This window comes from Salmonella sp. SAL03688, from assembly GCF_046551895.1.
Taxonomy (GTDB): Bacteria; Pseudomonadota; Gammaproteobacteria; order Enterobacterales; family Enterobacteriaceae; genus Salmonella; species Salmonella enterica.
Window position 1 is genome coordinate 1 of record NZ_JBGDVI010000033.1, and the last position, 24039, is coordinate 24039.

22 protein-coding genes and 1 riboswitch are annotated in these 24039 nt (G+C 53.7%); of the genes, 11 read left to right on the forward strand and 11 right to left on the reverse strand.

Features of this window, described 5'->3' with window-relative positions; genetic code table 11:
* The first annotated feature begins 419 nt into the window (after positions 1 to 419).
* Both purH and purD read left to right on the forward strand, forming a co-directional pair.
* Positions 420 to 2009 (forward strand): bifunctional phosphoribosylaminoimidazolecarboxamide formyltransferase/IMP cyclohydrolase, encoded by a 1590-nt coding sequence (purH, locus tag ACLJR2_RS22110; RefSeq protein WP_001187507.1) that lies wholly within the window; start codon positions 420 to 422, stop codon positions 2007 to 2009.
* Between the two features lie 15 nt (positions 2010 to 2024).
* Complete coding sequence (purD, locus tag ACLJR2_RS22115; protein ID WP_000866764.1) at positions 2025 to 3314, forward strand: phosphoribosylamine--glycine ligase; 1290 nt, start codon at positions 2025 to 2027, stop codon at positions 3312 to 3314.
* Here the strand turns inward: purD and zraR are convergent.
* Positions 3311 to 4636 (reverse strand): sigma-54-dependent response regulator transcription factor ZraR, encoded by a 1326-nt coding sequence (gene zraR, locus ACLJR2_RS22120; RefSeq protein WP_000617936.1) that lies wholly within the window; start codon positions 4634 to 4636, stop codon positions 3311 to 3313. The two genes, purD and zraR, sit on opposite strands and share 4 nt — an antisense overlap.
* Before the next feature lie 5 nt (positions 4637 to 4641).
* Positions 4642 to 6039, reverse strand: a complete 1398-nt coding sequence (zraS, locus tag ACLJR2_RS22125) for a two-component system sensor histidine kinase ZraS (protein WP_001535057.1) — start codon at positions 6037 to 6039, stop codon at positions 4642 to 4644.
* A gap of 253 nt (positions 6040 to 6292) precedes the next feature.
* On the opposite strand from zraS, the gene zraP reads away from it, so the two are divergent.
* Positions 6293 to 6748: a zinc resistance sensor/chaperone ZraP gene (zraP, locus tag ACLJR2_RS22130; RefSeq protein ID WP_000828130.1), complete on the forward strand. Its 456-nt coding sequence runs from the start codon at positions 6293 to 6295 to the stop codon at positions 6746 to 6748.
* A gap of 41 nt (positions 6749 to 6789) precedes the next feature.
* Here the strand turns inward: zraP and ACLJR2_RS22135 are convergent, their stop codons facing one another.
* From ACLJR2_RS22135 to nudC, 6 genes are all read right to left on the reverse strand, one after another.
* Positions 6790 to 7482, reverse strand: coding sequence for a DUF1481 domain-containing protein (locus ACLJR2_RS22135; protein WP_001083931.1), 693 nt, complete (start codon positions 7480 to 7482; stop codon positions 6790 to 6792).
* Between the two features lie 11 nt (positions 7483 to 7493).
* Positions 7494 to 7766 carry a nucleoid-associated protein HU-alpha gene (gene hupA, locus ACLJR2_RS22140; protein WP_001044509.1) on the reverse strand — a complete coding sequence of 91 codons (273 nt, stop codon included), beginning with the start codon at positions 7764 to 7766 and terminating at the stop codon, positions 7494 to 7496.
* Positions 7767 to 7952: 186 nt separating this feature from the next.
* A complete protein-coding gene (locus tag ACLJR2_RS22145; protein WP_000940092.1) occupies positions 7953 to 8543 on the reverse strand; it encodes a YjaG family protein in 591 nt (196 codons plus the stop codon).
* A 41-nt stretch (positions 8544 to 8584) separates the two neighbouring features.
* On the reverse strand, positions 8585 to 9256 hold the full coding sequence (gene nfi / locus ACLJR2_RS22150; RefSeq protein WP_000362359.1) for a deoxyribonuclease V: 672 nt from the start codon (positions 9254 to 9256) through the stop codon (positions 8585 to 8587).
* Positions 9257 to 9265: 9 nt separating this feature from the next.
* Complete coding sequence (hemE, locus tag ACLJR2_RS22155) at positions 9266 to 10330, reverse strand: uroporphyrinogen decarboxylase (RefSeq protein WP_000137629.1); 1065 nt, start codon at positions 10328 to 10330, stop codon at positions 9266 to 9268.
* A gap of 40 nt (positions 10331 to 10370) precedes the next feature.
* Positions 10371 to 11144, reverse strand: coding sequence for an NAD(+) diphosphatase (gene nudC / locus ACLJR2_RS22160; RefSeq protein ID WP_000373958.1), 774 nt, complete (start codon positions 11142 to 11144; stop codon positions 10371 to 10373).
* A gap of 92 nt (positions 11145 to 11236) precedes the next feature.
* Here nudC and rsd point away from each other — a divergent pair, with 92 nt between their 5' ends.
* The 7 genes from rsd (at position 11237) to thiH (ending at position 17453) form a co-directional block, all read left to right on the forward strand.
* Entirely contained in the window at positions 11237 to 11725 is a 489-nt protein-coding gene (rsd, locus tag ACLJR2_RS22165) for a sigma D regulator (protein ID WP_000934315.1), read from the forward strand.
* A 52-nt stretch (positions 11726 to 11777) separates the two neighbouring features.
* A riboswitch (TPP riboswitch) is annotated at positions 11778 to 12002 on the forward strand.
* An 86-nt stretch (positions 12003 to 12088) separates the two neighbouring features.
* On the forward strand, positions 12089 to 13984 hold the full coding sequence (thiC, locus tag ACLJR2_RS22170) for a phosphomethylpyrimidine synthase ThiC (protein ID WP_000108408.1): 1896 nt from the start codon (positions 12089 to 12091) through the stop codon (positions 13982 to 13984).
* The gene (gene thiE / locus ACLJR2_RS22175; protein WP_000284622.1) at positions 13984 to 14619 is read left to right on the forward strand and encodes a thiamine phosphate synthase; all 636 of its coding nucleotides are present in this window, start codon (positions 13984 to 13986) and stop codon (positions 14617 to 14619) included. Before thiC ends, thiE begins: the two co-directional genes overlap by 1 nt.
* Positions 14612 to 15370, forward strand: a complete 759-nt coding sequence (locus ACLJR2_RS22180; RefSeq protein WP_001535056.1) for a HesA/MoeB/ThiF family protein — start codon at positions 14612 to 14614, stop codon at positions 15368 to 15370. Before thiE ends, ACLJR2_RS22180 begins: the two co-directional genes overlap by 8 nt.
* On the forward strand, positions 15351 to 15551 hold the full coding sequence (thiS, locus tag ACLJR2_RS22185) for a sulfur carrier protein ThiS (protein WP_001166838.1): 201 nt from the start codon (positions 15351 to 15353) through the stop codon (positions 15549 to 15551). The genes ACLJR2_RS22180 and thiS overlap by 20 nt, the downstream gene beginning before the upstream one ends.
* Position 15552: 1 nt before the next feature.
* The gene (gene thiG / locus ACLJR2_RS22190) at positions 15553 to 16323 is read left to right on the forward strand and encodes a thiazole synthase (RefSeq protein WP_000944062.1); all 771 of its coding nucleotides are present in this window, start codon (positions 15553 to 15555) and stop codon (positions 16321 to 16323) included.
* Positions 16320 to 17453, forward strand: a complete 1134-nt coding sequence (thiH, locus tag ACLJR2_RS22195; protein ID WP_000847487.1) for a 2-iminoacetate synthase ThiH — start codon at positions 16320 to 16322, stop codon at positions 17451 to 17453. The genes thiG and thiH overlap by 4 nt, the downstream gene beginning before the upstream one ends.
* A 221-nt stretch (positions 17454 to 17674) precedes the next feature.
* On the opposite strand, the gene ACLJR2_RS22200 is transcribed toward thiH, so the two are convergent.
* Positions 17675 to 18703, reverse strand: a complete 1029-nt coding sequence (locus tag ACLJR2_RS22200; RefSeq protein ID WP_000400601.1) for a type III secretion system effector arginine glycosyltransferase SseK1 — start codon at positions 18701 to 18703, stop codon at positions 17675 to 17677.
* Between the two features lie 380 nt (positions 18704 to 19083).
* Here ACLJR2_RS22200 and ACLJR2_RS22205 point away from each other — a divergent pair, with 380 nt between their 5' ends.
* A complete protein-coding gene (locus ACLJR2_RS22205; RefSeq protein WP_031607837.1) occupies positions 19084 to 19428 on the forward strand; it encodes a hypothetical protein in 345 nt (114 codons plus the stop codon).
* 1 nt (position 19429) lies between these two features.
* Here ACLJR2_RS22205 and ACLJR2_RS22210 read toward each other — a convergent pair whose 3' ends face one another.
* Both ACLJR2_RS22210 and rpoC read right to left on the reverse strand, forming a co-directional pair.
* A complete protein-coding gene (locus tag ACLJR2_RS22210; protein ID WP_015675457.1) occupies positions 19430 to 19756 on the reverse strand; it encodes a hypothetical protein in 327 nt (108 codons plus the stop codon).
* 41 nt (positions 19757 to 19797) lie between these two features.
* A complete protein-coding gene (rpoC, locus tag ACLJR2_RS22215) occupies positions 19798 to 24021 on the reverse strand; it encodes a DNA-directed RNA polymerase subunit beta' (protein WP_000653965.1) in 4224 nt (1407 codons plus the stop codon).
* Positions 24022 to 24039: the final 18 nt, after the last annotated feature.

Genomic DNA, 24039 nt, shown 5'->3' on the forward strand with positions numbered 1-24039 from the left:
AGTCAACCCTGAATTTCAGGATTTTTCTCTTCAACCGACCGGCTGTTTGTGTGAAGTGATTCACATCCGCCGTGTCGATGGAGGCGCATTATAGGGAGTTCTCTGCTGACCGCAATAGAAAAATTGCAGAAAAATGACTGTTTGCTGCATTCCCCAGCAAAACCCATGGTTATACCCATTTACGCACAGACTTATCCACAAAATGCGCGTTCATTTCCTGGATCTTCTCACTCTGCAAACGATCTTTCAGGGATAAAAGCGGGGCCAGAATTTAAAAAGAAAAATTCGCGAGCGTTGCGCAAACGTTTTCGTTACAATGTCGCCGCAAAATGAGAATGCCCCATAAGGGGCGTTAGCTGAGTTTTTCACGAAAAATTCAGCTAACGCTCTCTGTAATCGTCAAATCCAGGGGATTTACCATGCAACAACGTCGTCCAGTCCGCCGCGCTCTGCTCAGTGTTTCTGACAAGGCCGGTATCATCGAATTCGCCCAGGCACTTTCCGCACGCGGTGTGGAGCTGCTGTCTACGGGGGGCACCGCCCGCCTGTTAGCAGAAAAAGGCCTGCCGGTGACCGAAGTTTCCGATTACACCGGTTTCCCGGAAATGATGGATGGACGCGTAAAGACCCTGCATCCAAAAGTCCACGGCGGCATCCTCGGTCGCCGCGGCCAGGACGATGCCATTATGGAACAGCACCACATCGCCCCTATCGATATGGTTGTCGTTAACCTGTATCCGTTCGCCGAAACCGTAGCACGCGAAGGTTGCTCGCTGGAAGATGCGGTAGAGAACATCGATATCGGCGGCCCAACGATGGTTCGCTCCGCCGCGAAGAACCATAAAGACGTGGCCATCGTGGTGAAGAGCAGCGACTACGACGCCATTATTAAAGAGATGGACGCTAACGAAGGTTCTCTGACCCTCGACACCCGTTTCGATCTCGCGATTAAAGCCTTCGAACACACCGCCGCCTACGACAGCATGATCGCCAACTACTTCGGCAGCATGGTTCCGGCCTACCACGGTGAAAGCAAAGAAGCCGCCGGTCGCTTCCCGCGTACGCTGAACCTGAACTTCATTAAGAAGCAGGATATGCGCTACGGCGAGAACAGCCACCAGCAGGCTGCCTTCTATATAGAAGAGAATGTGAAAGAAGCGTCCGTTGCCACCGCACAGCAGGTTCAGGGCAAAGCACTTTCCTACAACAATATCGCTGATACCGACGCGGCGCTGGAGTGTGTGAAAGAGTTCAACGAGCCAGCCTGCGTAATCGTCAAGCACGCCAACCCGTGCGGCGTGGCGGTAAGTACCTCTATTCTCGACGCTTACGATCGCGCCTATAAAACCGACCCGACCTCCGCGTTCGGCGGCATTATCGCCTTCAACCGCGAGCTGGATGCCGAAACCGCGCAGGCCATCATCTCCCGTCAGTTCGTGGAAGTGATCATCGCCCCATCCGCAAGCGAAGAAGCGCTGAAAATCACCGCGGCCAAGCAGAACGTCCGTGTTCTGACCTGCGGTCAGTGGGGCGAGCGTGTTCCGGGCCTGGATTTCAAACGCGTTAACGGCGGCCTGCTGGTTCAAGACAGGGATCTGGGTATGGTGAGCGAAGCTGAACTGCGCGTGGTCTCTAAACGCCAGCCGACTGAGCAGGAACTGCGCGATGCGCTGTTCTGCTGGAAGGTCGCCAAGTTCGTGAAATCCAACGCCATTGTGTATGCGAAAGAGAACATGACTATCGGTATAGGCGCAGGCCAGATGAGCCGCGTGTACTCCGCGAAAATCGCTGGCATTAAAGCGGCTGACGAAGGTCTGGAAGTGAAAGGTTCCGCGATGGCCTCCGACGCGTTCTTCCCGTTCCGTGACGGTATTGATGCCGCTGCCGCCGTTGGCGTGAGCTGTGTGATCCAGCCTGGCGGTTCTATCCGTGATGATGAAGTCATTGCCGCTGCCGATGAACACGGCATTGCGATGATCTTCACCGACATGCGCCACTTCCGCCATTAATTCAGGGAGCAGACGATGAAAGTTTTAGTCATTGGTAACGGCGGGCGCGAACACGCGCTGGCCTGGAAAGCCGCACAGTCGCCGCTGGTTGATACCGTTTTTGTCGCACCGGGTAACGCCGGTACCGCGCTGGAGCCAGCGTTGCAGAACGTGGCTATCGGCGTCACCGATATTCCGGCACTGCTGAACTTTGCCCAGAACGAGAAGATCGATCTGACCATCGTCGGCCCGGAAGCGCCGCTGGTGATTGGCGTGGTCGATGCATTCCGCGCCGCTGGTCTGAAGATCTTTGGCCCAACCGAAGGGGCCGCGCAACTGGAAGGCTCCAAAGCGTTCACCAAAGATTTCCTCGCTCGTCACCAGATTCCGACGGCGGAATACCAGAATTTCACCGAGATTGAGCCAGCCCTGGCTTATCTGCGTGAGAAAGGCGCGCCGATCGTCATCAAGGCCGATGGTCTGGCCGCCGGTAAAGGCGTTATCGTGGCGATGACGCTGGAAGAAGCAGAAGCTGCCGTACACGATATGCTGGCCGGTAACGCCTTTGGCGACGCGGGTCACCGCATCGTGATTGAAGAGTTCCTCGACGGCGAGGAAGCAAGCTTTATCGTGATGGTCGACGGCGAGCACGTTCTGCCGATGGCTACCAGCCAGGACCACAAACGCGTGGGCAACGGCGATACCGGCCCGAACACCGGCGGCATGGGGGCTTACTCTCCGGCTCCAGTGGTGACCGATGAAGTCCACCAGCGCACCATGGAACGGATCATCTGGCCAACCGTGAAAGGCATGGCGGCAGAAGGGAATACCTATACCGGCTTCCTGTACGCGGGTCTGATGATCGACAAGCAGGGCAACCCAAAAGTGATCGAGTTCAACTGCCGCTTCGGCGATCCGGAAACCCAGCCGATCATGCTGCGCATGAAATCGGATCTGGTGGATCTTTGCCTGGCCGCCTGCGACGGCAAGCTGGATGAGAAAACCTCCGAGTGGGACGAACGCGCTTCATTAGGCGTGGTGATCGCCTCGGGCGGTTATCCGGGCAGCTACAGCACCGGCGACGAGATCCACGGTCTGCCGCTGGAAGAAGTGGCTGACGGTAAGGTTTTCCACGCGGGCACCAAACTCGCCGATGACGACCGCGTGTTGACCAGCGGCGGACGCGTCCTGTGCGCCACCGCGCTGGGCCACACCGTGGCCGAAGCGCAGAAACGCGCTTACGCCCTGATGACCGACATCCGCTGGGACGGCAGCTTCAGCCGTAACGACATCGGCTGGCGCGCCATCGAGCGTGAACAGAACTAACGGCTGAGTTTAGCCAGCAGCGTTTTGCGCGTAATGCCCAATTGACGGGCGGCTTCGGTTTTGTTGCCGCCCGTTTTTTCCAGCGCAGCCAGAATCACCTCTTTTTCGACGTCCACCAGCGGTTGGATCTCACCACTGTATTCCGTTTTTATCGGCGTCGCGGCAATAGCGAGAGGCAATTCGCGTTCAGAAATGTATTCTCCCGTCAGCAACACCACCGCCCGCTCGATAGCGTTTTCCAGCTCACGGATATTGCCCGGCCAGTCGTAGTGGATCAGCAGATCCATCGCCTGCGGCGTAAACCCCTTCACCGCTTTTCGGTTACGTTCGGCAAAACGCCGCAGAAAATGGTCTGCCAGTAGCGGAATATCTTCCCGACGCTGGCGCAAAGAAGGCATTTCAATCGCCACCACATTCAGGCGGTAATAGAGATCCTGGCGAAAACGACCAGCACTCACCTCTTCCGCCAGGTCGCGGTGGGTAGCGGCAATTAACCGAACATCCACAGATATCGTCTGGTTACTTCCCACGCGCTGCACTTCGCGTTCCTGTATTGCACGCAGCAACCGTACCTGCATCAGCGGTGTGATATCACCAATCTCATCCAGAAATAACGTGCCGCCGTCCGCTTCAACAAAACGCCCTTCCCGCCGTTTATCCGCGCCGGTAAACGCGCCTTTTTCGTGGCCGAACAGCTCAGACTCCAGCAGCGATTCATTAAGCGCCGCGCAGTTGAGCGTGACCAGCGGTTTGTCGCTCCTGGCGCTACAGGCGTGTAGCGCCCGCGCCACCAGCTCTTTACCCGTGCCGGAGTCTCCGTGAATCAATACCGTGGCGTCTGATGGTGCGACCATCGCGATTTCATTCAGTAAATGTTGCATCGCCGGACTGCTGCCAATCATGCCAAACTGCGCAGCCGACGCCGATGGCAATTCAGCGCCCGTTTCCCGCGTATGCGCCAACGCCTTTTCCAGCGTCTCCTGCAGACGGTCAAAATCCAGCGGTTTAATTAAATAGTCGAGCGCGCCGGCTTTCAACGCCTCTACCGCCGTTTCCACGCTGGAGAATGCCGTCATAATCAAAATCGGGATGGCGGGGTTGAGCGCTTTAATCTCCTTCAGCGTGGCGATACCGTCCATCTCCGCCATACGCACATCGCACAGTACCAGATCAAAGACTTTCTCACGCACCTGAGCCAACGCATCATGCCCACTGTAGGCCAGAGCGACGTTATAGCCCCAGCCCCGAAGCAGCGCCTGTAAAATCGTGCAGTGGCTTACATCATCATCCACAACCAGAATATCGATTTTTCCGCGTATCACCCTTGTTAATCCTGTTGTCTCGCTATCACTGGCAACCAGATAGTAAAGACCGCGCCTTTACCCTCAATACTTTTCACCTTAATCGCGCCGCCATGCTGTTCGATGATATTTTGCACCACCGCCAGCCCCAGGCCTGTCCCGTCAGCTTTGGTCGTAAAATAAGGTGTAAAAATCGCCTCCAGCTGATCCGGGGCGATCCCTTTCCCGCTATCGGTAACAGTGATGATAACGCGGTCGGTCCCACTTTCTTTTGCCTCTACGCTAATCGTTCCCTGGCGGCCAATCGCATGAATAGCGTTCAGGTACAGATTCAACAGCACCTGAGTCAGCCTGTCCGGGTCAGCCTGAATACGCTTAAGCGTCTCATTCGCCGTGAATCTCAACTGAATCTCTCTGCTTTGGGCATCCTGACTGACCAGATTCAGGGAGTGAGTAATAATATCATTGAGGTTAACCGCCTGGAGCGTCAGATGCGCGGGCTTTACCAGTTCGAGCAATTCGCTTACCACCCGGTTCAAACGGTCGGCCTCTTTGGCCATCACCTGCGCCAGTTCATGCGACTCGCCGCCGGCTGGCGTGCGCTCGGCAAAGTATTTCGCCAGCCCTTTGATGGACGAGAGCGGGTTACGAATTTCGTGCGCGACGCCCGCCGCCAGATGCCCCATCGCCACCAGCTTTTCTTTACGCTTCATTGCATCAAGCAGTTCTCTGTGCGAGCGCTGATAACGCTGATGCCAAAAAAACGCCAGTAACGTTGCCAACAGCACCGCCGCTAACGCAGACAAAACAATCAGCGTATTACGCCACTCCCTTGCCTGTGTCGCGGCCAGCTCGCTGGCGTCAAAGGCAATAAAAATAGTTTGTTTCTCTGGTTCGTCGTCATTGGCGCTACGCGCCATGCCGTGCCCCCTCATACCGTGACCTCTCATACCGAAAAGCGGCTGGAACTGACGGTAAATTTCCAGCGCAGGCACCGTCTCGCCGTTAGCAGCAACGTCGACACGCCGCCAACGCTCCTGCGGCCCGGGGTTTAGTTGATGCATTTCAGATGCGGAATAGAGCGATTTGCCCACCATGCCAGGGTTGCTATGAGTGATGATTACCCCCTGCGCATCCGTTACGGCGAACCACAACACGCCTGGCTGACCCGCCATCTCTTCCAGCAATGTCTGCTGCTGCGCGTGATGCATCCGCATTCCCATACCTACTCGCGTGCCGGACTCCAGAGCGCGAATGAGTACATTTCCCTTTTCCAGCAGCGTCTGCCTGGCGGCAGCGCTCTCACGGCCATAGTCGCGAATGACCATAATGGAAAATAGCCCCACCAGAATGAAGATCGCCACAGGTAACAGTCGACTCAACCACGTTGCAGCGGCATCTTTATGTAATCGTATAAAACTCACAGGCTTCCCCGGCTCGTTTTTATTTTCCTTACTTAAGCAGAGATCATGCCATTCTTCGCTCCGCATAACCGCGCGTTGTCGCACACCCTTTCGGATACGGATGGGTAAAAATGACTCGCCAGGCGGGTTATGCGAGTCATTTTTACTCGCTTTTTGCCGCCTGAAGCGGGTTAACTCGCTGCCCGACAAGGAATAGTTACCTGGCACGGAAGATGCAAGAGAGAGGATAAGATGAGCAACAGGAGAACGCAAAATGAAACGGAACAATAAATCAGCTATCGCGCTAATCGCCCTCTCTCTTTTGGCCCTGAGCTCCGGCGCCGCCTTCGCCGGGCATCACTGGGGCAACAATGACGGTATGTGGCAACAGGGAGGTAGCCCGTTAACTACGGAACAGCAGGCGACGGCGCAGAAGATTTATGATGATTACTATACGCAGACCAGCGCGCTGCGCCAGCAACTAATATCCAAACGTTATGAATACAACGCGCTACTGACCGCCAGTTCGCCGGATACTGCGAAAATTAACGCGGTTGCCAAAGAGATGGAGTCATTAGGCCAGAAGTTAGATGAGCAACGCGTGAAACGGGATGTCGCGATGGCGCAGGCTGGCATACCACGCGGCGCAGGAATGGGCTATGGCGGTTGCGGCGGCTATGGCGGCGGTTATCATCGCAGCGGCGGTCATATGGGTATGGGAAACTGGTAAAGCATGTTTGCCGAATGGCGGCTTCGCCATTCGGTATTCCATCAAAAGGTTTTCGCTTGCGGCTGCCAGTGACAGAAATCTGAATTCGCCACCAGCAAAAGTTGCGATCCTTCCGGCGCCTCCAGCCATGCTACGCTCACCTCTACCGATGAGTGGTTCTGGCGGCGCTCAATGTGGCTTATTGCCCAGGAATCCAGATCCGGTTTCAGCGTTTCACCTTCACAGGTGGTTACCGTATGGTCGGCGTGCCAGCGTCCCTGGCGTAGTATGACCCGCCCCAGGCGCAAGGCGTCGCTGGTCTGACGGATTTGTTCGGCGCGATAGCGATACAAGGCAATCTGATCGTTGGAAAGCTGCTGCTTCTGCCCCCCGACTTCACGCTGCATAAAACTGAGTTCGCCATGAGCGTCGAAACGCGCGCGAATATGTTCTGGCGGTTTGCTGTAAATATTGAGTTCAATAAGCGAAAGCGTATCACCCTGCCAACGATATTCGCTGGTCGTCGTGCTGCCGCTATGCCACGGGCTAAAAACAGAAAGCAGATGGACTTCATCGTTCGTATCTTTACGCCAGATACGCACCGCGCCGTGATCGCCGGCAAAGCCGCTGGCAGTAAACGGAGGCGGTGAAGCGTTATGACTGCAGGCAGTCAGCAACAGCGCGCCAGAAAACAGAAACGCGCGACGCCAGACAGACAAAAGGGGCTGACGAGCCCCTTCGATAAAACTGTTCACAGCTACGCGTCTTACTTAACTGCGTCTTTCAGAGCTTTACCAGAAACAAACGCCGGTACGTTAGCGGCGGCGATTTTGATTTCTTTACCGGTCTGTGGGTTACGGCCAGTGCGCTCAGCACGGTGGTTCACTTTGAAGGTACCGAAACCAACCAGTTGTACAGCATCGCCTTCTTTCAGAGACTCAGTAATAGCAGCCAGAGTGGATTCCAGAGCAGCTTTAGCCTGGGTTTTGGACAGTTCTGCTTTGTCTGCAATTACATCAATCAGTTGAGTCTTGTTCATAAGTTATCCTTACAATGTGTTTATCGCTTGCTAAGCATCGAGTGCGACGGAAATGCCAGAAAAGCACTCTCCTGCATACACGCACCGATAGCCACTTTTTTTCGCCTCCCAAATGTAGACCAGACGGGGGGCAGAAGGGAAGCCTTATGGCACGACAAATCAGACGTTAAATCACGTTTTCTGGTGTCATTGCTGAAAATTTATACCGATATTGCTCTCACCAGCCTCGCGCAGGTCTGCCCTGAGCCCTTTTATCAGTTCAATATCGCGTTCTTCGCAGTCGGCTAAAAGTCGGAATATTTCCCACTGAATATCCCATTCCTGTTCAACGGCAGGGTTCGTTTTGAGCTCCTCATCGGTCATTTCCCGACCAGCCTGAGTCATTTCCAACATCGCTACCGTAGTAATGGAAGTCTTACTAACCTCAATAGCGTGTTCCAGCGTTTCGCCGCTAAGGCGAGAATGCATTAATTCGCTTAATGCGACGCAGGCATCAATCGCCGGGTAAACGCCGTACAGATCATAGTCGTCAGCTGCCGGAATTGCCTCTTCAAACTTCTCCAGTTGGCTATCGAAATTGACCTTTGCATCTTTCACCGTCAGGGTTTCCCAGATCAGATCCAGAATGCGACGGTAGATCTGTCCGTCGCCGAATTCCGTCTGCTTGCAAAACATGGCGTAGTTCGGGTACATGCGCTCGCACAAGCAGGCCATAAAGGTAACGTGCTGCCAGCTTTCCAGCCGCTCCAGACGCAAATGAATCGGGTTTTGTAACATGATGGAATCTCGAATCGGAAATTAGCGGCAGTTTACCTGAATCAGCGCTGAATTTCTTGCCAACGAACAAACGCCGGACGCCCGGAAGCGACGGCATCCGCCCAGCGCGTCGGCTCCGGCAGGCGATACCCTTTCATACAGCGCTGTACCCACGCCAGCGCGCTGTCAGTACTGACCCGGTGCCCCGTCGCGATAAACAGCGGATTACAGCGCGCCTTGCTGCGCCATACCCACGCCAGTTGCTCGCCTTTATCCATTAAGGGGCTAAGTGCGCCAGGTTCGGCGGAAAGTGGTTCAAATTTACCGCACAGCCGTTTTTTCGCCACACCGATGGTTGGCACGTCCACCAACAGTCCAAAATGACTGGCGACGCCAAGCCGACGCGGATGCGAAATACCGTGACCGTCCACAAACAGCAAATCGGGCTTTTGCGAGAGCTGTTCCCACGCCGCCAGCAGCGCAGGATATTCACGAAAAGAGAGAAAGCCGGGGATATACGGCATGGTGGTGGCAATACGCGCCACCTTGTACTCTACCAGCTCAAGCGACGGATATTTCAGCAATACCATCGCCGCCCGCGTCACCTCGCCGCCCTGCTCAAAACCGACGTCCGCCCCGCCGATAAACGCTGGCGGATCTTTGTCCAACCGATCTTCGCGGCAAACCGATGAAGCAAGTTCTATCTGTTGAGCGCGTAGCGACGCGAGATCCATACTAACTCCTTAGCTGTGATACTGCGCAGAAAGTCGGTGCACTGCCTCCACAAATGCGCCAGCATGTTCTGGCGGCACATCCTGATGGATGCCATGTCCAAGGTTAAAGACGTGCCCTTCTCCCTGACCGAAACCAGCAAGTATAGTCGCTACCTCGTCTTCGATCCGTGCCGGCGGCGCATACAGCATCGAGGGATCCATATTGCCCTGCAGCGCCACTTTATGGCCGACGCGACGGCGCGCATCGGCGATATCTGTCGTCCAGTCGAGACCCAGCGCGTCGCAGCCGGTTTCCGCCATCGCCTCCAGCCACTGACCGCCACCTTTAGTGAACAGCGTTACCGGCACGCGGCGACCGTCGTTTTCACGCAGCAGGCCATCGACGATTTTATGCATGTAGTAGAGGGAGAATTGCTGGTAATCGCGGCCAGTCAGCACGCCGCCCCAGGTGTCGAAAATCATCACCGACTGCGCGCCCGCTTTGATTTGCGCGTTGAGGTACAGCGTGACGCTTTTCGCCAACTTATCCAGCAGCAGATGCAACGCCTGCGGGTCGGCGTACATCATCTTTTTAATCACCGTGAAGGCTTTGCTACTGCCGCCTTCCACCATGTAAGTCGCCAGCGTCCACGGGCTGCCGGAAAAGCCAATCAGCGGAACCTCGCCTTTTAGTTCGCGGCGAATGGTCCGTACCGCATTCATCACGTAGCCCAGTTCATCCTCCGGATCGGGAATAGGCAGCTTATCGACATCGGCTTTGCAGGTGACAGGGGCCGTAAAGCGCGGGCCTTCCCCGGCTTCAAAATAGAGCCCCAGGCCCATCGCGTCCGGAACCGTCAGGATATCCGAGAAAAGGATCGCCGCATCAAGCGGATAACGGCGCAGCGGCTGTAAAGTGACCTCGCAGGCCAGTTCGGCATTTTTGCACAGCGACATAAAATCGCCCGCCTGAGCGCGAGTGGCTTTGTACTCCGGTAGATAACGGCCCGCCTGGCGCATCATCCACACTGGCGTAACATCAACGGGCTGGCGCAGCAGCGCACGTAGATAACGATCGTTTTTGAGTTCGGTCATTTTTACATTCCTTTAGCGTTGATGCGCCCAGTGTAACATGTCAATCATATTCAGCCCGACACATTGCCACCGTATCTTCGATCAAACGGCGCGCGACGGTGCCCGGCGGCGGTAGTAGCGGCAGATCGTCATAACGGTACCAATTTGCTTCCAACAGTTCTTTCGGGTCGATGACAATCTCGCCGCTGTCATACTCCGCCATAAAAGCGGTCATCAACGACTGCGGAAAAGGCCACGGCTGGGAAGTCACATAGCGCAGATTTTTCACCTTAATGCCGCTCTCCTCCATTACCTCTCGCGCGACCGCCTGTTCTAAGGTTTCGCCGACTTCAACAAACCCGGCCAGTACCGTATGCACGCCGTTGCGGTGGCGAACGTGCTGGGCCAGCAGGATGGAATCCTCACGGCGAATGGCAACAATAATGCAGGGGGCGATTTGCGGATAGTAGCGTTCGCGGCAATGGCTGCACAGCATCGCCCATTCGGTTTTACTCGGGTGCATAGGGTGCCCGCAATAGCCGCAAAATTTATGCGATCGGTAAAACTCCGCCAACTGTACGCCACGTCCCGCCAGTTGGAACAACCCGGCATCCTGATCGATAACCTGGCGAACCGATCCCATATCATGGCGTCGATGCTGTAACACCAGCCAGACGGGCTCGCCTTGCCATTCACCTATCCGGAGTGCGCGCTGCCCCACAAGATCGAAATTTGCCGCCAGCCCGTGTGGTAATTCCCCATACGGCAACCATAATTTTTGTTCATGGCTGACGATCCACCAGCCACTCTCTAATTTTTCAATTATACGATCCATAGCTCTTGCACTACCTTTGCTTCACTGGCATGTTGTTAACATTATTTTTACATTCATGGCGAGCAGCCTTTATCTAACTTGCGGAGACAATCATGCTAAACCAGCTGGAAAACCTGACGGAGCGCGTTGGCGGAAGCAACAAACTGGTCGATCGCTGGCTGGATGTACGTAAGCACCTGCTCGTGGCTTACTACAATCTGGTTGGCATTAAGCCTGGCAAAGAATCGTACATGCGGCTGAATGAAAAAGCGCTGGATGATTTTTGTCAGAGCCTGGTCGATTACCTTTCCGCCGGGCACTTCAGTATTTATGAACGTATTCTCCATAAATTGGAAGGAAACGGTCAGCTTTTACATGCGGCAAAAATCTGGCCGCTGCTGGAAGATAATACGCAGCGCATTATGGATTATTACGACACCAGCCTGGAAACTGCCATCGATCACGATAATTGTCTCGAATTTCAACAAGCTCTGTCAGATATCGGCGAAGCGCTGGAAGCCCGCTTTGTGCTGGAAGACAAGCTGATTATGCTGGTGTTTGACGCGATGCACGACGGCGCCAGAGTCAAACGTCCCGCTTGAGTTCTGCGCGAGTAACGGGTAGTTTACTTCAGCCCCCTCTTCGGAGGGGCGGTTATCTTGTCGGAGTGCTAATTTTCCACAAAAGCGTTCGTGATGCGTCAAGGCGGCAAGTCGGTGAATCTCCAGGAGCTTACATAAGTAAGTGACTGGAGTGAGCGGACGAAGCCAACGAAGAGGCAGCGCGAAGGATGAAGTGGAAAAGGCTGAGACCGTTAATTCGGGATCCGCGGAACCTGATCAGGTTAATACCTGCGAAGGGAACAAGAGTAATTCTGCTTTATGCTGCTGCCTTTACGGGCGGCGCACATCCATTACTCCATCCGTCGTCTGACAAGCCACGTCCTTAATTTTTTGGAATGAGCTATGTCTACAACAACGTTAACCCGCCGCGAGCAGCGCGCTAAAGCCCAGCATTTTATCGATACGCTGGAAGGGACTGCCTTTCCCAACTCGAAACGCATCTACGTGACCGGTTCGCAGCATGATATTCGCGTACCGATGCGCGAAATTCAACTTAGCCCAACGCTCATCGGCGGCAGCAAAGACAACCCGCAGTTTGAAGAGAACGAAGCCGTGCCGGTGTACGACACCTCCGGCCCCTATGGCGATCCTGAGGTGGCGATTAACGTCCAGCAGGGTCTGGCGAAACTGCGCCAGCCATGGATTGACGCACGTAACGATAGCGAAGAATTAGACGACCGTAGCTCGGCTTACACCAGAGAACGTCTGGCCGACGATGGCCTGGACGATCTGCGTTTTACCGGTCTGCTGACGCCAAAACGCGCCAAAGCCGGACACCGCGTGACGCAACTTCATTATGCCCGCCAGGGGATCGTCACTCCCGAAATGGAGTTCATCGCCATCCGTGAAAATATGGGCCGCGAGCGCATTCGCAGTGAAGTGCTGCGCCACCAGCATCCGGGGATGAGCTTTGGCGCGCGCCTGCCGGAAAACATTACGCCGGAATTCGTGCGTGATGAAGTCGCCGCGGGCCGCGCGATTATTCCCGCCAACATCAACCACCCGGAATCCGAGCCGATGATTATCGGCCGCAACTTCCTGGTCAAAGTGAATGCCAACATCGGCAACTCGGCGGTCACCTCCTCCATCGAAGAAGAGGTGGAAAAACTGGTGTGGTCGACCCGCTGGGGCGCGGACACGGTGATGGACCTCTCCACCGGCCGCTATATTCACGAAACCCGTGAGTGGATCCTGCGTAACAGCCCGGTACCAATCGGCACGGTGCCGATCTACCAGGCGCTGGAGAAGGTCAACGGGATCGCCGAGGATCTTACCTGGGAAGCGTTCCACGACACGCTGCTGGAGCAGGCCGAACAGGGCGTCGACTACTTCACCATTCACGCGGGCGTGCTGCTGCGCTACGTGCCGATGACCGCCAAGCGCCTGACCGGCATTGTCTCACGCGGCGGTTCAATCATGGCGAAATGGTGCCTCTCCCATCACAAAGAGAACTTCCTGTTCGAACATTTCCGCGAGATTTGTGAAATCTGCGCCGCCTACGACGTTTCCCTGTCGCTGGGCGACGGCCTGCGCCCCGGCTCCATTCAGGACGCCAACGACGAAGCGCAGTTCTCCGAGCTGCATACGCTGGGCGAATTGACCAAAATAGCCTGGGAATACGACGTGCAGGTGATGATTGAAGGCCCGGGCCACGTGCCGATGCATATGATTCAGCGCAACATGACCGAAGAGCTGGAGAGCTGCCACGAAGCGCCGTTCTACACTTTGGGGCCGTTGACCACCGACATCGCGCCGGGCTATGACCACTTCACCTCCGGGATCGGTGCCGCGATGATCGGCTGGTTCGGCTGCGCGATGCTGTGTTATGTGACGCCGAAAGAACACCTCGGCCTGCCGAACAAAGAAGATGTGAAGCAGGGGCTAATCACCTACAAAATCGCCGCCCACGCCGCGGATTTAGCCAAAGGCCATCCGGGCGCGCAGATCCGCGATAACGCGATGTCGAAAGCGCGCTTCGAATTCCGCTGGGAAGATCAGTTTAACCTCGCGCTCGACCCGTTCACCGCCCGCGCTTATCACGATGAAACCCTGCCGCAGGAGTCCGGTAAGGTCGCTCACTTCTGTTCCATGTGCGGGCCAAAGTTCTGCTCGATGAAAATCAGCCAGGAAGTCCGTGACTACGCCGCCGCGCAAACCATTGAAGTGGGGATGGCGAATATGTCGGAAAACTTCCGCGCCAAAGGCGGCGAAATTTATCTCAAGCGGGAGGAGGCCTGATGTATCAGCCTGATTTCCCAACCGTGCCGTTCTGCCTCGGGCTTTACCCGGTGGTGGATAGCGTTGCATGGATTGAGCGTCTACTGGAGGCGGGCGTACGCACCATCCAGCTGCGTATCAAAGATAAACGCGATGAAGAGGTAGAATCCGACGTTATCGCCGCTATCGCACTGGGGCGTCGTTATGACGCCCGCCTGTTTATCAACGATTACTGGCGTCTGGCAATTAAGCACCGCGCTTACGGCGTGCATCTGGGCCAGGAAGACCTTGAAACCACCGACTTGGAGGCGATTCAGGCGGCGGGGCTACGCCTGGGCGTATCCACTCACGATGATATGGAGATAGACATCGCGCTCGCCGCTAAGCCTTCTTATATCGCACTCGGCCACGTCTTCCCGACGCAAACCAAGCAGATGCCTTCCGCCCCACAGGGGCTGGCGCAGTTGGCCAGTCATATTGAACGACTGGCGGATTACCCGACCGTGGCAATTGGCGGCATCAGCCTTGAACGCGCCCCAGCGGTACTGGCGACCGGCGTCGGCAGCGTGGCTGTGGTTAGCGCCATTACTCAGGCCGCCGACTGGCGCGCCGCTACCGCGCAGTTACTGGATATTGCGGGAGTTGGCGATGAATGACCGCGATTTTATGCGCTACAGCCGGCAAATCCTGCTCGGCGATATCGCCATTGAAGGCCAGCAAAAGCTGCTCGCGAGTCATGTACTGATCGTAGGTTTAGGCGGGTTAGGCTCGCCTGCCGCGCTGTATCTGGCAGGAGCAGGCATCGGCACACTGACGCTGGCGGATGATGACGATGTTCACTTGAGCAATCTCCAGCGGCAAATTCTGTTCACCACCGACGATATCGCCCACCCGAAGGCGCAGGCGGCAAAGCTACGGCTGGCGCAGCTCAACCCCGGTAGCGAGCTGATCGTATTGCAACAACGTCTGACTGGCGATGTGCTTAAAAACGCGGTCGCGCGAGCCGACGTAGTGCTCGACTGTACCGATAACATGGCCACGCGCCAGGAAATTAACGCCGCCTGCGTGGCGCTCAACACTCCGTTAATTTCCGCCAGCGCCGTCGGCTTTGGCGGCCAGCTAATGGTCCTCACGCCACCGTGGGAACAAGGCTGTTACCGCTGCCTGTGGCCGGACGATGTCGAGCCTGAACGCAACTGCCGTACCGCCGGTATCGTCGGACCGGTTGTTGGCGTGATGGGCACCTTGCAGGCGCTGGAGGCGATTAAATTACTCAGCGGGATGGAAACGCCGAGCGGCGAGCTACGCCTCTTTGACGGTAAAACCAGCCAGTGGCGCAGCCTGGCGCTGCGTCGTGCCAGCGGCTGTCCGGTATGCGGAGGGCGACATGCAAATTCAATTCAATGACGAGCCGATGCAGTGCGCCGAAGGGCAAACCGTCAGTGAGCTGCTCACGCAACTCAATCAGCTTAAACCGGGCGTGGCGCTGGCGCTCAATCAGCAGATCCTGCCACGCGAGCAGTGGCGGCAACAAATCGTGCAGGAAGGCGACCAGATCCTGCTTTTTCAGGTTATTGCAGGGGGTTGAGATGTTACGTATTGCCGACAAAACGTTTGATTCACATCTGTTCACCGGCACCGGAAAATTTGCCTCGTCGCAGCTGATGGTCGAGGCGATTCGCGCCTCCGACAGCCAGCTGGTGACGCTGGCGATGAAGCGCGTGGATTTACGTCAGCACAACGACGCTATCCTGGCGCCGCTGATTGAAGCGGGCGTCACGCTGCTGCCCAATACCTCCGGGGCGAAAACCGCTGAAGAGGCGATTTTTGCCGCCCAACTGGCGCGCGAAGCGCTGGGCACAAACTGGTTGAAATTAGAAATCCATCCGGATGCCCGCTGGCTATTGCCGGATCCGATCGAAACGCTAAAAGCCGCCGAGGCGCTGGTGAAGCAGGGTTTTGTGGTGCTGCCCTACTGCGGCGCGGATCCGGTGTTGTGCAAGCGGCTGGAAGAGGTCGGCTGCGCGGCGGTGATGCCGCTTGGTGCGCCTATCGGTTCGAATCAGGGGCTGGAAACCAAAGCCATGCTGGAGATTATTATCCAGCAGTCCACCGTGCCGGTGGTGGTTGATGCGGGCATCGGCGTGCCCAGCCACGCGACGCAGGCGCTGGAAATGGGCGCAGATGCGGTACTGGTCAACACCGCAATTGCCGTGGCGGATGACCCGGTGATGATGGCAACCGCTTTCCGCCTGGCTGTAGAAGCGGGAGTACTGGCGCGTCAGGCGGTGCCGGGTAATCGTAGCACCTACGCCAGCGCCACCAGCCCGCTCACCGGATTTCTGGAGGCCCTGGCATGAAAACTTTCAGCGACCGTTGGCGGCAACTGGAGTGGGACGATATTCGCCTGCGCATCAACGGTAAAACTGCCGCCGACGTGGAGCGCGCACTGAACGCCGCGCCTCTTAGCCGGGACGATTTGATGGCGTTGCTCTCCCCCGCCGCCGCCGATTATCTGGAACCGATGGCGCAGCGGGCACAAAGGCTGACCCGACAACGCTTTGGCAACACCGTCAGTTTCTACGTGCCGCTTTATCTCTCAAACCTCTGTGCCAACGACTGCACCTACTGCGGCTTCTCAATGAGCAACCGCATCAAGCGTAAAACGCTGGATGAGGTGGATATTCAAAGGGAGTGCGATGCTATCCGTAAACTGGGCTTTGAGCATCTGTTGCTGGTGACTGGCGAACATCAGGCCAAAGTAGGAATGGACTATTTTCGCCGTCATTTACCGGCTATCCGCCGTCAATTTTCATCATTACAGATGGAAGTCCAGCCCTTGTCGCAAGAAAACTATGCGGAGCTCAAAACGCTGGGGATCGATGGCGTGATGGTTTATCAGGAAACTTACCATGAGGCAATCTATGCACAGCATCACCTGAAGGGAAAGAAACAGGACTTTTTCTGGCGGCTGGAAACGCCGGATCGGTTAGGCCGGGCAGGTATCGACAAAATCGGTCTTGGCGCGCTAATTGGTCTGTCGGACAACTGGCGGGTGGATTGCTATATGGTGGCGGAGCATCTGTTGTGGATGCAGAAACACTACTGGCAGAGTCGCTATTCTGTTTCCTTCCCGCGTCTGCGTCCGTGTACTGGCGGTGTGGAACCCGCATCTGTGATGGATGAAAAGCAACTGGTGCAAACGATTTGCGCTTTCCGGTTATTAGCGCCGGAAATTGAATTATCACTCTCCACCCGCGAATCGCCGTGGTTTCGAGACCATGTGATTCCTCTGGCAATCAACAACGTCAGCGCCTTCTCAAAAACGCAGCCCGGCGGCTACGCTGACGATCATCCGGAACTGGAGCAGTTTTCTCCCCACGATGCCCGTCGGCCTGAAACAGTAGCAAGCGCGTTAAGCGCGCAAGGATTGCAGCCCGTCTGGAAAGACTGGGACAGTTGGCTGGGGCGCGCTTCGCAAACGCGGTGAACCCGTATGTAAACGCATTAGTATTTCACGAACGAGTACGTAATGCGAAAAACGGGAGATTGTTATCGACCTCCCGTTTTTTTATGTCCGTTCTGAACAGCACTGCGATTTTAAAGTGGCGTTGTAGTAGAGAAAACTGAGCATCAAATATTTTTTCGCCGAAACTTGATAATTTATGCCAATATTTCATGTATTCAATAGCATGATTATTGCCATTTCCGCTACTGCACATGCCTCGCCCATGAACTTTGCGTAAACTGACTGGTATTCATTATAATGTTATCATGCTTAAACTCAATAAAATCGCAAAAAGAATTATAATCTTCATTTAAAGAATAATTAAAATGTTTTCTAATTCCATTACATACACCATCAGAATAGGGATCAGCATCAAATTTAGTATGCATTATTTCCAATCCAGCAAGTAAAGCCGGGTGGTTATTGCGATCAACAGCTATTATCCCATTTTCCATAGAAGCACGGCCATCTATCCTTTCTACATGAACAGCGATTCCATCCGGAATATATATACCCCCCAGTTTTTCCGTGATAATCATATCAGTATCGAGATATATACACCCACTATTTGTTGATAAATCATAACACCCAGCCTTATCCGCCTCCAGGAATAACTGACCAGCCTTTAACATAGCCATATTCCTGTAAAAATCAAACCATACATGGCCTTTATCCAGTAAGTAAGATTTAATTAATGAATCATTACCCTCTTGAATATCACTCAATTCTTTTTTCAATAGCTGCAGTAAATGACAATCCCTTTTTTCTTCTGGCATGGACTCTTGCTTAGAAATATTTTCCATATAAATTTCTGATAATTTTTTATCGTACATGCTAAAGTCAATATCATTTCTATATATGACTTTTATGTTTTCATAGTCATACTCAAGTTTTGAAAAAGCATCCTTTTGTCCCGGGAAAAAATCACCATCTACAAAAATACCTATAAGACGTTCTTTTTCAATTGTTGCTGCTTTAATGATATTGTTAAGGTAGGGGTTTTTCTCTGTGTTAATTATAGGTATATCATTTTTCCCAAAGCGAGCAGGATTCCGCTCAAACCACTGGAAAAGAAGAGGGGTTTTCTCATCTAAAAAGCACAAGGGATAATCTTTTCCATTAAAACTTGTAAACTGAATGTCCCTGTTGGTAACAGTTTTAACCAATTCATTTTTTGAAAGCGCGGGAACATATCTATTTAATGGTGGGATCATAACAATTAAATGCTCCATACTTACTTCATTACATATTTTACATGATGATTATTAGCACATGTTTTTTAGCGTTGCAATCGCTGTCAGCTAAAAGATGTTAAACTAAGCATTAACCGGAGGATACATAAATACCCTACCAGTGAGCAATTAAATAAATAATTTATTAACTTTATTTTTATTCCACAAATGGCATCATATTTATAATTCCTGTAATAAGAGCAAACAAAGACCTTAATGGAATTAAATACTCCATTTAATGATTTAAAATTTCCCGCGTAAACAACCAATAAAACAGGTTTATCATTTAATGTATGAACAGCAGGCATTTTATAATGGCGGGCCAATAGACTTTAATAAGTTAGATTTATGGGATAAATTTAAAGTCACATTTGGATTCAATGTTACAGAAAAAACCAAACCCAATGGTAAAAAATTTCAATTTTGAGTATTGTGGATTCTCTACTTTTATTACGCCGGTTGATGGCGTTGACGGGATTTTAGCAAAGTGGTTCTCAAACAAACATAATGTAATTGTCCCAACGCCTTATACATTCGGTCAGGACCCCATTCCTGGCGTCAATCTTTATCGTAATACAAAAGCAAAATTTGTTATGGCTAACGGCGGTAATAGTCTTCCCTGCGCGATGGCAAAATATAATGCAAAAACTGGACAATTTATTCATATAACCAGTGATAATGATTTTTCACCAATAATACGAGAAACAAGAGTCATGAAAAAATAATTCATTTATTCATTAAATTTATAATTACAGATAAAATCAAGAGCCAGCATGGCATTGAAAAATAAAATACGGCTTTTTTATCCGCGCTGGTTTTGACTTGATGAAGAATAACGGTGGCGACAATAATAATAAGACAATAAATAAATATAAGTAATGATTTATGGTGAAGTATATATAACGATAGAAACAATAAAAAAGCGGACAGAACGTTTGAAATGGTTATCTTTTTTGTAAATACCAAAAGACTAAACATTAAATAGATTAATGAAATAATCGCTGGCATTTTCTTTCCTTGTAGGCAAGCGACCCGGGATTCGGTATCCAGCATGAAGCTGGCGGAGGGATAAATACCCCTCCGCCATTTAACGATTACTCGTTATCAGAACCGCCCAGACCTGCGTTCAGCAGTTCTGCCAGGCTGGCAGATGCATCTTCCGCAGTGACCTGCGGTGTTGCTGGCTGCTCGCCCGCGGCGCGACGGCGCATACGATCCTGGTGGTACGCATAACCGGTACCGGCCGGGATCAGACGACCCACGATAACGTTCTCTTTCAGGCCGCGCAGTTCGTCGCGTTTACCCGCAACGGCTGCTTCGGTCAGGACACGCGTGGTCTCCTGGAACGATGCGGCAGAGATGAACGATTCGGTTGCCAGAGACGCTTTGGTGATACCCAGCAGATCGCGGGAGAAGGTAGCCCCCACTTTGCCATTCGCTTCCAGCTCGCGGTTAGCGATCTTGACGCGAGAGTATTCAACCTGTTCGCCTTCCAGGAAGTCGGAACTACCGGCGCTTTCGATGGTCGCTTTACGCAGCATCTGACGAACGATAACTTCGATGTGTTTATCGTTAATCTTAACGCCCTGCAGACGGTATACATCCTGGACTTCGTTAACGATGTAACGCGTCACAGCATGAACGCCACGCAGACGCAGAATGTCGTGCGGCGCTTCCGGACCATCGGAAATCACATCACCACGTTCTACACGTTCCCCTTCGAACACGTTGAGCTGACGCCATTTTGGAATCATCTCTTCGTACGGGTCACTACCATCAACTGGCGTAATCACCAGACGACGTTTGCCTTTGGTTTCTTTACCGAAGGAAACGATACCTGCGATTTCAGCAAGGATTGCCGGCTCTTTCGGACGACGCGCTTCGAACAGATCCGCAACGCGCGGCAGACCACCGGTGATATCCTTGGTACCGCCGGATTCCTGCGGAATACGCGCCAGGGTGTCACCAGAACTGATCTGTACGCCATCTTCCAGCTGTACAATCGCTTTACCCGGCAGGAAGTACTGCGCAGGCATATCGGTACCCGGGATCAGAACGTCATTACCCTGAGCATCAACGATTTTCAGCGCCGGACGCAGATCTTTACCACCGGTAGTACGTTCAGCCGAATCCAGAACCACCAGCGAAGACAGACCGGTCAGTTCGTCGGTCTGACGCGTAATGGTCTGACCGTCGATCATGTCAGTGAAGCGGATGAAACCACTCACTTCGGTGATAACCGGCATGGTGTGCGGGTCCCAGTTTGCCACGGTTTCGCCGCCAGCAACCTGCTCGCCATCACCTTTCGCCATGACAGCGCCATAAGGCACTTTATAGCTCTCTTTGGTACGACCGAATTCGTCGATCAGCTTCAGTTCGGTGTTACGGGAAGTGATAACCAGTTTACCGCTGGAGTTCACAACCGACTTCACGTTGCTGAGCTTGATGCTACCTTTGTTCTTAACCTGGATGCTGGATTCAGCAGCCGCACGCGATGCCGCACCACCGATGTGGAACGTACGCATCGTCAGCTGTGTACCCGGTTCACCGATGGACTGTGCCGCGATAACGCCGATAGCTTCACCTTTGTTGATGATGTGGCCACGCGCCAGGTCACGACCATAGCAGTGCGCACATACACCAAAGTCGGTGTCGCAGGATACAACGGAACGCACTTTAACGGCGTCAACGGAGTTTGCTTCCAGCAGGTCACACCACTGTTCGTGCAGCAGCGTGTTGCGTGGAACCAGAATGTCCGCGGTACCCGGTTTCAGCACATCTTCCGCCGTCACACGACCCAGAACGCGGTCACGCAGCGGCTCTTTCACGTCGCCACCCTCGATAACCGGGGTCATCAGGATACCTTCGTGCGTACCACAGTCATCTTCGGTCACCACCAGATCCTGCGCGACGTCAACCAGACGACGGGTCAGATAACCGGAGTTCGCAGTTTTCAGTGCGGTATCCGCCAGACCTTTACGCGCACCGTGCGTGGAGATGAAGTACTGGAGTACGTTCAGACCTTCACGGAAGTTCGCGGTGATTGGCGTTTCGATGATGGAGCCATCTGGCTTCGCCATCAGACCACGCATACCTGCCAGCTGACGAATCTGTGCCGCAGAACCACGCGCACCGGAGTCGGCCATCATGTAGATGCTGTTGAAGGAGACCTGCTGCTCTTCCTGGCCGTCACGGTTAATCACGGTTTCGGTTTGCAGGTTATCCATCATCGCTTTGGATACACGATCGTTCGCCGCAGCCCAGATATCGATAACTTTGTTATAGCGTTCGCCAGCGGTTACCAGACCGGACTGGAACTGCTCCTGGATCTCAGCAACTTCAGCTTCCGCCTCAGAGATGATCTCGTGTTTTTTCTCCGGGATGACCATGTCATCAATACCAACGGACGCACCTGAACGCGCTGCATAAGCAAAGCCGGTGTACATCGTCTGGTCCGCAAAAATAACGGTCGGTTTCAGGCCCAGAATACGGTAGCAAGTGTTCAGCATTTTGGAGATCGCTTTCTTGCCCAGCGCCTGGTTGACGATGGAGAAAGGCAGACCTTTCGGTACGATCATCCACAGAATGGCGCGACCAACGGTCGTGTCTTTCAGGCTGGTGTGCGCAACGAATTCGCCGTTTTCATCTTTTTCATATTCAGTGATACGCACTTTAACGCGCGCATGCAGAGAGGCCAGACCTGCGCGATAGATACGCTCAGCTTCTTTCGGGCCAGTCAGCACCATGCCTTCGCCTTTGGCGTTAACACAGTCACGGGTCATGTAGTACAGACCCAATACCACGTCCTGAGACGGAACGATGATAGGTTCGCCGTTCGCCGGAGACAGGATGTTGTTGGTAGACATCATCAGCGCACGCGCTTCAAGCTGGGCTTCCAGCGTCAGCGGTACGTGAACAGCCATCTGGTCACCATCGAAGTCGGCGTTATATGCCGCACAAACCAGCGGGTGCAGCTGGATAGCTTTACCTTCGATCAGAACCGGTTCAAAGGCCTGGATACCCAGACGGTGCAGAGTCGGTGCACGGTTCAGCAGTACCGGGTGTTCGCGGATAACTTCGTCCAGGATATCCCAAACGACAGCTTCTTCGCGCTCAACCATTTTCTTCGCGGCTTTGATGGTGGTGGCAAGGCCACGCAATTCCAGCTTGCCGTAGATGAACGGTTTGAACAGCTCCAGCGCCATTTTCTTCGGCAGACCGCACTGGTGCAGACGCAGGTATGGACCTACGGTGATAACAGAACGACCGGAGTAGTCAACACGCTTACCGAGCAGGTTCTGACGGAAACGACCCTGTTTACCTTTGATCATGTCGGCCAAAGATTTCAGAGGGCGCTTGTTAGAACCGGTGATCGCACGACCGCGACGACCGTTATCCAGCAGGGCGTCAACCGCTTCCTGCAGCATACGTTTTTCGTTGCGTACGATGATGTCCGGCGCAGCCAGATCCAGCAGACGTTTCAGACGGTTGTTACGGTTAATGACGCGACGATACAGATCGTTCAGATCTGACGTGGCGAAACGACCACCATCCAGCGGAACCAGCGGACGCAGATCTGGCGGCAGAACCGGCAGAACGGTCAGGATCATCCACTCTGGCTTGTTGCCAGACTGTACGAAGGCTTCCAGCAGTTTGATACGCTTGGTCAGCTTTTTACGCTTGGTTTCGGAGTTGGTTTCGTTCAGCTCTTCGCGCAGAGTTTCACACTCTTGCTCCAGATCCATGCTCTTCAGCAGGGCCTGGATAGCTTCCGCCCCCATCTTGGCGTCGAATTCGTCACCGAACTCTTCCAGCGCGTCCAGATACTGCTCTTCAGTCAGGATCTGTTGACGTTCCAGGTTGGTCATACCGCCTTCGATAACCACATAAGATTCGAAGTACAGTACGCGTTCGATATCACGCAACGGCATATCGAGCAGCAGACCGATACGGGACGGCAGCGATTTCAGGAACCAGATGTGAGCAGTCGGAGACGCCAGCTCGATGTGGCCCATACGCTCACGGCGTACTTTGGTCTGGGTCACTTCAACGCCGCACTTCTCACAAATAACACCGCGGTGTTTCAGGCGCTTGTACTTACCGCACAGGCACTCGTAGTCTTTTACCGGCCCAAAGATACGGGCGCAGAAAAGGCCGTCACGCTCAGGTTTGAACGTACGGTAGTTGATGGTTTCCGGCTTTTTAACTTCACCGAAAGACCATGAACGGATCATGTCTGGCGAAGCCAGAGCAATTTTGATCGCATCAAACTCTTCGGTTTTAGTCTGCGCTTTCAGAAACTTTAATAAATCTTTCACGGATTTGCTCCCGTCGGA

What these genes read in the sequence shown, in the direction of transcription:
- purH (WP_001187507.1), top strand. Translation starts at nt 420, where the DNA reads ATGCAACAACGTCGTCCAGTCCGCCGCGCTCTGCTCAGTGTTTCTGAC.
- purD (WP_000866764.1), top strand. Translation starts at nt 2,025, where the DNA reads ATGAAAGTTTTAGTCATTGGTAACGGCGGGCGCGAACACGCGCTGGCC.
- zraP (WP_000828130.1), top strand. Translation starts at nt 6,293, where the DNA reads ATGAAACGGAACAATAAATCAGCTATCGCGCTAATCGCCCTCTCTCTT.
- hupA (WP_001044509.1), bottom strand. Translation starts at nt 7,766, where the DNA reads ATGAACAAGACTCAACTGATTGATGTAATTGCAGACAAAGCAGAACTG.
- ACLJR2_RS22145 (WP_000940092.1), bottom strand. Translation starts at nt 8,543, where the DNA reads ATGTTACAAAACCCGATTCATTTGCGTCTGGAGCGGCTGGAAAGCTGG.
- nfi (WP_000362359.1), bottom strand. Translation starts at nt 9,256, where the DNA reads ATGGATCTCGCGTCGCTACGCGCTCAACAGATAGAACTTGCTTCATCG.
- hemE (WP_000137629.1), bottom strand. Translation starts at nt 10,330, where the DNA reads ATGACCGAACTCAAAAACGATCGTTATCTACGTGCGCTGCTGCGCCAG.
- nudC (WP_000373958.1), bottom strand. Translation starts at nt 11,144, where the DNA reads ATGGATCGTATAATTGAAAAATTAGAGAGTGGCTGGTGGATCGTCAGC.
- rsd (WP_000934315.1), top strand. Translation starts at nt 11,237, where the DNA reads ATGCTAAACCAGCTGGAAAACCTGACGGAGCGCGTTGGCGGAAGCAAC.
- thiC (WP_000108408.1), top strand. Translation starts at nt 12,089, where the DNA reads ATGTCTACAACAACGTTAACCCGCCGCGAGCAGCGCGCTAAAGCCCAG.
- thiE (WP_000284622.1), top strand. Translation starts at nt 13,984, where the DNA reads ATGTATCAGCCTGATTTCCCAACCGTGCCGTTCTGCCTCGGGCTTTAC.
- ACLJR2_RS22180 (WP_001535056.1), top strand. Translation starts at nt 14,612, where the DNA reads ATGAATGACCGCGATTTTATGCGCTACAGCCGGCAAATCCTGCTCGGC.
- thiS (WP_001166838.1), top strand. Translation starts at nt 15,351, where the DNA reads ATGCAAATTCAATTCAATGACGAGCCGATGCAGTGCGCCGAAGGGCAA.
- thiG (WP_000944062.1), top strand. Translation starts at nt 15,553, where the DNA reads ATGTTACGTATTGCCGACAAAACGTTTGATTCACATCTGTTCACCGGC.
- thiH (WP_000847487.1), top strand. Translation starts at nt 16,320, where the DNA reads ATGAAAACTTTCAGCGACCGTTGGCGGCAACTGGAGTGGGACGATATT.
- ACLJR2_RS22200 (WP_000400601.1), bottom strand. Translation starts at nt 18,703, where the DNA reads ATGGAGCATTTAATTGTTATGATCCCACCATTAAATAGATATGTTCCC.
- ACLJR2_RS22205 (WP_031607837.1), top strand. Translation starts at nt 19,084, where the DNA reads ATGTTACAGAAAAAACCAAACCCAATGGTAAAAAATTTCAATTTTGAG.
- ACLJR2_RS22210 (WP_015675457.1), bottom strand. Translation starts at nt 19,756, where the DNA reads ATGCTGGATACCGAATCCCGGGTCGCTTGCCTACAAGGAAAGAAAATG.